Consider the following 6,543-nt stretch of genomic DNA (forward strand, 5'->3'; position numbering starts at 1 on the left):
GGCGATGGGCGCCGACGCGACCTGTGCGGTCGCGGTGTACGCCGCCCCCGAGTTTGAGGAGGCGGCGCTCTCGGCGTTCGTCCGGGGCGCGAGCGAGGTCTGCGAACTGGTCGACGCCGAGTACGTCGGCGGGGATCTCGACGAACACACGGAGTTCACGACAGCGACGACCGCGGTGGGCCACGTCGACAACCCGGTCTATCGGGACGGCGCGACGCCCGGCGACGCGGTCTGCGTGACGGGCGAACTCGGCCGGACAGCGGCCGCACTCCGGCGGTTCGCCGCGGGCGACACCGAGTCGGGGAACGAGCTGTTCCGGTTCACCCCCCGAATCGCCGCCGGGCGCGCGCTCCGGGGCCACGCCAGCGCGATGATGGATTCAAGCGACGGGCTGGCGCGCTCGCTCCACCAGCTCGCGGAGGCAAGCGACTGCGGCTTCGCGATCGAGTGGGACCGATTACCGGTCCACCCCGCCGTCGAGGAAATCGCCGAGAACGAGTCCGACCGGCGGGAGTGTGCGGCCCACGTCGGCGAAGACTTCGAACTCGTGTTCACGACGCCCGATCCGGACGCGGCGATCGAAGCGGTCGAAAGGACCGGAACGGACGCGACAGTGGTGGGCGAAGTCGTCGACTACGGGGTGACCGCCGACGGCGAGCCGCTCCCCGACCGCGGCTACACCCACGGCGACGGCTAAATCCCGGACGGGCCGAAACGGGACTCAGACGGTCGCGATCTCGATCGGGACGGGGAGGAAACAGAGCGCGCCGAGCGCGAACGTCAGCGCTGCGACGGCGACGCGTTTCCACCCCAGCGGCGTCTCGTCGATCGGGTCCGCCGAGCCGCCGAAGGAGACGAACAGCGTGATGAACCCCCAGAGAAGCCACAGTCCAACGGAGTTCTGCATCCCGAGGTCGCGGACGTACCAGAGGTAGCCCGCGAGGCCGAACAGCGCGCCGGGGACGAGCGCGGCGACCGTTTCCTGTCGCCGCCCGAGCACCGCCCGGAGGATGTGGCCCCCGTCGAGTTGGCCGACGGGCAGCAGGTTCAGGACGGTGAAGAACATCCCGATCCAGCCGCCCATCACGACCGGGTGGACCGCCTGCGAGGGGTCGCTGTATCCGGTTTGCTGCCCCAGCGCGGTCGCGATCAAATCCAGCAGCGGGGGGTTGTGGAAGACGATCGCCTCGCCGCTCCCCTGCAGCACGCGCTGGGGCACCGTCATCGGGTCGAGCGAGACGCCGATCGCGGTGACGACGATCGTCGCGACCAGCCCGGCCAACGGTCCCGCAGCGCCGATGTCCAGCAGCGCCTCGCGGTCCGGGACCCGGCTCCGCATCCGGATCACCGCGCCCATGGTGCCGAACGGGACGTAGAACGGGATCACGTACGGGAGGCTCACGTCGACGCCGTGTCGCCGGCCGGCGACGTAGTGGCCCATCTCGTGGGTCAACAGCACGCCCAGCACCGCGGCGGTGAACGGCCACGCCTCAAGGATCCTGAGCGGGTTCGCGACGATCGCCGAGAGCGGGATGTAGTACCAGACGGTCGCGCCCACGAGCATGGTCGTGAACACCGTCGCCGCCAGCAGCGCGACGTTGAGCCGGGGGTCCGTCTCCGAGGTTGCCGACGAACCGATCGGACGGGCGACCAGCACGTCGTTCCCCGCGTCGTCGGTCGAGAAGCGGAGTTCGTAGCCCGCCGCCTCGAACGCCGGCACCAGTTCGTCGGCGAGCCGGGAGCGGGGGACCAGCGGCTCGCCGTAGTAGCGGATTCGGTCGCCGTCACGCCGGACCGCCGTCAGGTGGAACCACGCGTCGAGCGCCTCCGGGTGGGGGACCTCGTCGGACCCGGATCTGTCTGCCATCAATCGCGGTTACCGATGCTCGCGCATAAGACTTGGTACGACAGAAGGGGACCGAACGGAGGGGAAACCGTCAGCGGGGACCGCCGGCGGCGGGCGCTGCCCGGCGGTAGTCGGATCGGCGCGGTCCGTCAGGCCGTCTCGACGCGCCACGTGGTCGCGCTGGTGTACGACCACTTCTCGACCTCAAGGTCGGAGGCAGCGTCGCTGAGCTTCACCATCAGCGCGCCGATCTCCTTGGGGGAGAGGTCGACTTCGTCGGCGATGAACTTCGACTTGAAGTACATCTCGCCGTCCTCGGCCTTCTCACGCAGGTAGCGCGTGAGGCGCTCCTCTTTCGAGAGTTCGTCGGTGTCGGACACGCCGTCGGTGGAGGGGTTCCGGGTTGCGCTCATTGGTGTTCGCCTCACTCCGTCCCACGGCCTAAGGGGGCATATAAACTCCAGACAGTCCCCCGGAGTTCGAACCGTTTCAAGCCGGTCGAAGCGCGAAACAGAGCTAAAATGGATTGTTTACGAACACCTCATAGCGCTTTAGACGTTTTACAAGCGGTTTTGAACCGCTAACTCTGGTTCCGTTCCAGATGCGTTACGAGTCCCGGATCGGGGGTGAGACCGGCCCGGATCGCACGCTCGCCGCGCCCGGCGCGGGTCACGCGCGGTCGTGGACCCAGAACTCCTCGTCCTCCGTAGTCTCCTTCTTGAACAGGGGAACCTCGTCTTTCAGGCGGTCGATCCCATCCTCGACGGTCCGGAACGCCTCCCGGCGGTGGCCCGCGAGCACGACGACGAACACGATGTCCTCGCCGTCGACGACGACGCCGGTTCGGTGGTGGAACAGCACCTCGAACACGCCGTCGCGCTCCTCCAGTTCCGCGGCGATGTCGGCCATCCGCTGCTCGGCGACGCCCTCGTACTTCTCGAACTTGAGGTGGGTCGTGCGGCTGTCGTCCTCGGAGTCCTTCGCCCGCACGCGGCCGGTGAACGTCGCGATGGCGCCGGAGCGTTCCGCGAGCGGCGACTGCTTGGCCGCCTCGACCAGCGACTCCAGCGTGACGTGCGGATCCAGTTCGTCCAGTTCCGCCGCGAGCGCGTCGGGGTCGATCTCGCTCGCGTCCTCGACGCGGCGGAGCACGTCACCGGGTACCTCCTCGTCGCCGATCACGACGGTCGGGAGCCGGAGCTTCGAGAACCCCGAGATCACCGCGTACTCGTAGTCGGGCGCGAGGTCGTCGAGCAAGTCCGCAAAGGAGCGGTCGTCGCCCGCGGCGGTCCAGCCGCCGTCGTCGGCGAGTTCGAATCGCCCGTCGACGGCAGTCTCGTCGTCGATACCGTCGGTCCGACCGACCGTCGCGACGCGGCCGTCCAGCCGTGCCGCGACGGCGTCGCGCACGTCGGCGGCGCCGGGGCCGACGATGGAGAGAGCCTGCATGGCTCTATGGGGGTCGGCGACCGGTTTAGGCCTTTTCTCGCCGGGCGCCGACCACCGCCCTTAAGACCGCCACCGCCGGACCTTCACCTAATGCGAGTCGTCGTCTCTATCGGGGTCGTCGTACTGGCTCCGGGTCTCGAGCCCGAGCGCGTCGAAGGGTTCGCCGACGCCCTCGGCACGCTCTCGGCGGAGGGCTGTGAGCTGGGCGCGGTCGTCGGCGGCGGCACCGTCGCCCGGCAGTACATCGGCGCCGCCCGGGAGCTGGCGGCCAACGAGTTCCAGCTCGACGAGCTCGGGATCGGCGTCACGCGGCTCAACGCCCGGCTGCTGATCGCGGCGATGGGCCACGGCGTCCAGCGGACGCCCGCCACGAGCTACGACGAGGCCGGCGAGGCGATCCGCGGGGGCGACACCGTCGTCATGGGCGGTATCACGCCCGGGCAGACCACCGACGCCGTCGCGGCCGCGCTCGCGGAGTACATCGACGCCGAACTGCTGGTGTTCGCGACCAGCGCCGACGGCGTCTACAGCGCCGACCCCGAAACCGACGACGACGCCGAGCAGTACGGCCAGCTCACCCCCAGCGAACTGGTCGAGGTGATCGCGCCGATGGACCGCGGCGCGGGCGCCTCCGCCCCGGTCGACCTGCTCGCGGCCAAACTCATCGAACGCTCGTCGCTTCGCACGATCGTCCTCGACGGTACCGACCCCCAAGCCGTCGTCGACGCCGTACTGCGCGGCGAACACAGTGGCACCGACATCGTCCCCACGGGCGAGAGCGACGAGCCGACGTACTGGACCCAGCATGAGTAGCGAACGGACTCCCGACCCGGACGCCGACGCCGCCGGCCCCTCCTCCGGCCCGACCGCGGGCAGCGACGCCGGCGACGGCGGCGGCGAGACACGATTCCACGCGTTCTGGGCCGACGCCGTTGCCGACGACGTGGAGGCCCGCGACCCCGACGACCCGATCGTCATCAAGGGCGGCGTCTCCCCCTCGGGCATCCCCCACCTCGGCCACTTCAACGAGATCGTCCGCGGCTACTTCGTCGCCGAGGTGCTCCGCGAGCGCGGCCACGAGGTCCGGCAGGTGTTCACCTCCGACGACCGCGACCCGCTCCGGAAGCTCCCGCGACGGCTCGCCGACGCCGACTGGAACGTGGTGGAGTTGGGCGACGTAGACGCCGGCGCGCTCGGGAAGAACCTCGGCAAGCCCTACACCGCGATCCCCGACCCGTTCGGGGAGTGCCACGACTCCTACGGCGAGCACTTCGCGGACCTGCTCGCCGGCGCCGCCGAGATGGTGGACGTGCCCGTCGAGGTGCTCTCGAACACCGAACTGTACGAGACCGGGGAGTTCGAGCCGGAGATCCGGACGATCCTCGAGAACGTCGACACCGCCCGCGAGGTACTGGCCGACTATCAGGACTCCGTGGACGCCGACTACTCTCCGTTCCGCGTGGTTTGTGAGGAGTGCGGCATCGTCACCACCGACGTGACCGTCGCGGATCTGGACGAGGGGACGGTGGAGTACGAGTGTACGGGCATCACCGCGGGCGACCGCGAGATCGAGGGCTGCGGTCACGCCGGCGAGGCGACCCTGCGGGACGGCAAGCTCTCGTGGCGCTTCGAGTGGCCCGCGCAGTGGAGCCTTCTCGGGGTTGATTTCGAGCCGTTCGGCAAGGACCACGCCGAGGGCTCGTGGCCCTCCGGCGAGGAGATCGCCCGGGAGGTGCTCGGCATCCAGCCCCCCGTGCCGATGACCTACGAGTGGTTCACGCTCAACGGCGAGCCGCTCTCCTCATCCTCGGGCAACGTCGTCACCGTCCCCGAGGTGCTCGACCTGCTCGAACCAGAAGTCCTGCGGTACTTCTTCGCGCTCGACCCGAACAAGGCCCGAGACTTCGACATCTCCCGGCTCGATCAGCTGGTCGACGACTTCGACCGCTTCGAGCGCGCCTACTTCGGCGATGTCGACGACGAGGAACTGGAGCGGTTCGCGAACCGGGCGTACCCGTTCGTGGTTGAGGAGGTCCGCGAGGAGCGCATCCGCCTCCCCTACACGTTCGCCGCCGTACTGGGGATGGTCGAGGACCGCGACCTTCGCATCCAGATGGCCCGCAACGAGGGGCACATCCCCGAGGACGCCCCGGAGTGGGCGATCGACGACGCGCTCGCCCGCGTCGAGAAGGCCCGCGCGTGGGGCGAGCGCTGTGACAACGCCTACAACTACCGGCTCCAGACCGACCTGCCCGACACCGACCTCACCGCCGACGAGCGGGCAGCGCTGGACGACCTCGCCGAGTTCGTCGCCGAGGGCCACGACGGTGACGCGATCCAGGGCGAGATCTACGAGCTCGCGGAGGAGCACGGCCTGGAGACGGGCGACCTGTTCGCCGCGGGCTACCGGCTGTTCTTCGACAAGGAGCAGGGGCCACGGCTGGGCGAGTTCCTCGGCGAACTCGACCAGTCGTTCGTCGTCGAGCGGCTCCGCCGGGAGGGGTAGCCCCCCGATCCCGTCGCGGCGTCCAGCGGCGGCGTAACGTCGGACCCGAACGCCTTTGCCCGGCCGGGCCGGACCCACACGCAGATGATCGACGGGCTGTTACAGGCTGTTCCCACCCTCGGCCCGCTGACGTGGATACTCGTCGGCGTGGCCGCCTACTCGCTGGCGGCCTACTGGCTCGACGAACGGGGGCTGGTCCCCGACTCGATCAGCGTCTCCGGGCCGATCACGACGATCCACACCAAGCGCGGTCGGGCGTTCCTCAACTGGCTCGCCGGCCCCAAACGCTTCTGGCGGGCGTGGACCAACGTCGGCCTCGGCGCGACGCTGGTGGTGATGGTCGGGATGTTCGTCCTGCTGCTCCGGCAGGGGCGGCTGATCCTCGAAAACCCGCCCGCGCCGTCGCCGGTGAACGAGCCCGCGAACGTGCTGGTGATTCCCGGCGTCAACGAGTTTCTCCCGCTGTCGGTCGCGCCGGAGATCGTCGCCGGCCTGCTGGTCGGGCTGGTCGTCCACGAGGGCGGCCACGGGCTGCTCTGTCGCGTCGGCGACATCGACATCGAGTCGATGGGGCTGGTGACGCTCGCGGTGATCCCGATCGGCGCGTTCGTCGAACCCGACGAGGAGAGCCAGCGGGCGGCCGACCGCGGCGCCCGCGCCCGGATGTTCGCCGCCGGCGTCACCAACAACTACCTCGTCACTATCGTCGCGTTCGCGCTGCTGCTCGGCCCGGTCGTCGGCT

Annotated in this window: 7 protein-coding genes; 4 read left to right on the plus strand and 3 right to left on the minus strand. The window is 69.7% G+C overall.

The window, feature by feature from the left end; all coding sequences use genetic code 11:
- Positions 1-697: thiamine-phosphate kinase (thiL, locus tag ACFR9S_RS10980; RefSeq protein WP_379818649.1), on the plus strand; the 697-nt coding region annotated here is incomplete at its 5' end.
- 24 nt (positions 698-721) lie between these two features.
- Here the strand turns inward: thiL and ACFR9S_RS10985 are convergent.
- The 3 genes from ACFR9S_RS10985 to ACFR9S_RS10995 all read right to left on the minus strand — a co-directional run bounded on the left by ACFR9S_RS10985 (position 722) and on the right by ACFR9S_RS10995 (position 3,295).
- Complete coding sequence (locus ACFR9S_RS10985) at positions 722-1,867, minus strand: site-2 protease family protein (RefSeq protein WP_379732124.1); 1,146 nt, start codon at positions 1,865-1,867, stop codon at positions 722-724.
- Positions 1,868-1,995: 128 nt separating this feature from the next.
- Positions 1,996-2,259, minus strand: coding sequence for a DUF7123 family protein (locus ACFR9S_RS10990; RefSeq protein WP_379732123.1), 264 nt, complete (start codon positions 2,257-2,259; stop codon positions 1,996-1,998).
- Between the two features lie 256 nt (positions 2,260-2,515).
- Positions 2,516-3,295, minus strand: coding sequence for a molybdopterin synthase (locus ACFR9S_RS10995; protein ID WP_379732122.1), 780 nt, complete (start codon positions 3,293-3,295; stop codon positions 2,516-2,518).
- A gap of 90 nt (positions 3,296-3,385) precedes the next feature.
- Here ACFR9S_RS10995 and pyrH point away from each other — a divergent pair, with 90 nt between their 5' ends.
- The 3 genes from pyrH to ACFR9S_RS11010 form a co-directional block, all read left to right on the plus strand.
- Positions 3,386-4,108 (plus strand): UMP kinase, encoded by a 723-nt coding sequence (gene pyrH, locus ACFR9S_RS11000; RefSeq protein ID WP_379818650.1) that lies wholly within the window; start codon positions 3,386-3,388, stop codon positions 4,106-4,108.
- Positions 4,101-5,801 carry a lysine--tRNA ligase gene (gene lysS / locus ACFR9S_RS11005; RefSeq protein WP_379818652.1) on the plus strand — a complete coding sequence of 567 codons (1,701 nt, stop codon included), beginning with the start codon at positions 4,101-4,103 and terminating at the stop codon, positions 5,799-5,801. Before pyrH ends, lysS begins: the two co-directional genes overlap by 8 nt.
- A gap of 84 nt (positions 5,802-5,885) precedes the next feature.
- A partial coding sequence (locus tag ACFR9S_RS11010) for a site-2 protease family protein (RefSeq protein WP_379818653.1) occupies positions 5,886-6,543 on the plus strand: 658 nt, incomplete at its 3' end.

Origin of the sequence: Halolamina salina (assembly GCF_042678005.1) — an archaeon.
In the GTDB taxonomy this organism is placed as follows: Archaea; Halobacteriota; Halobacteria; order Halobacteriales; family Haloferacaceae; genus Halolamina; species Halolamina salina.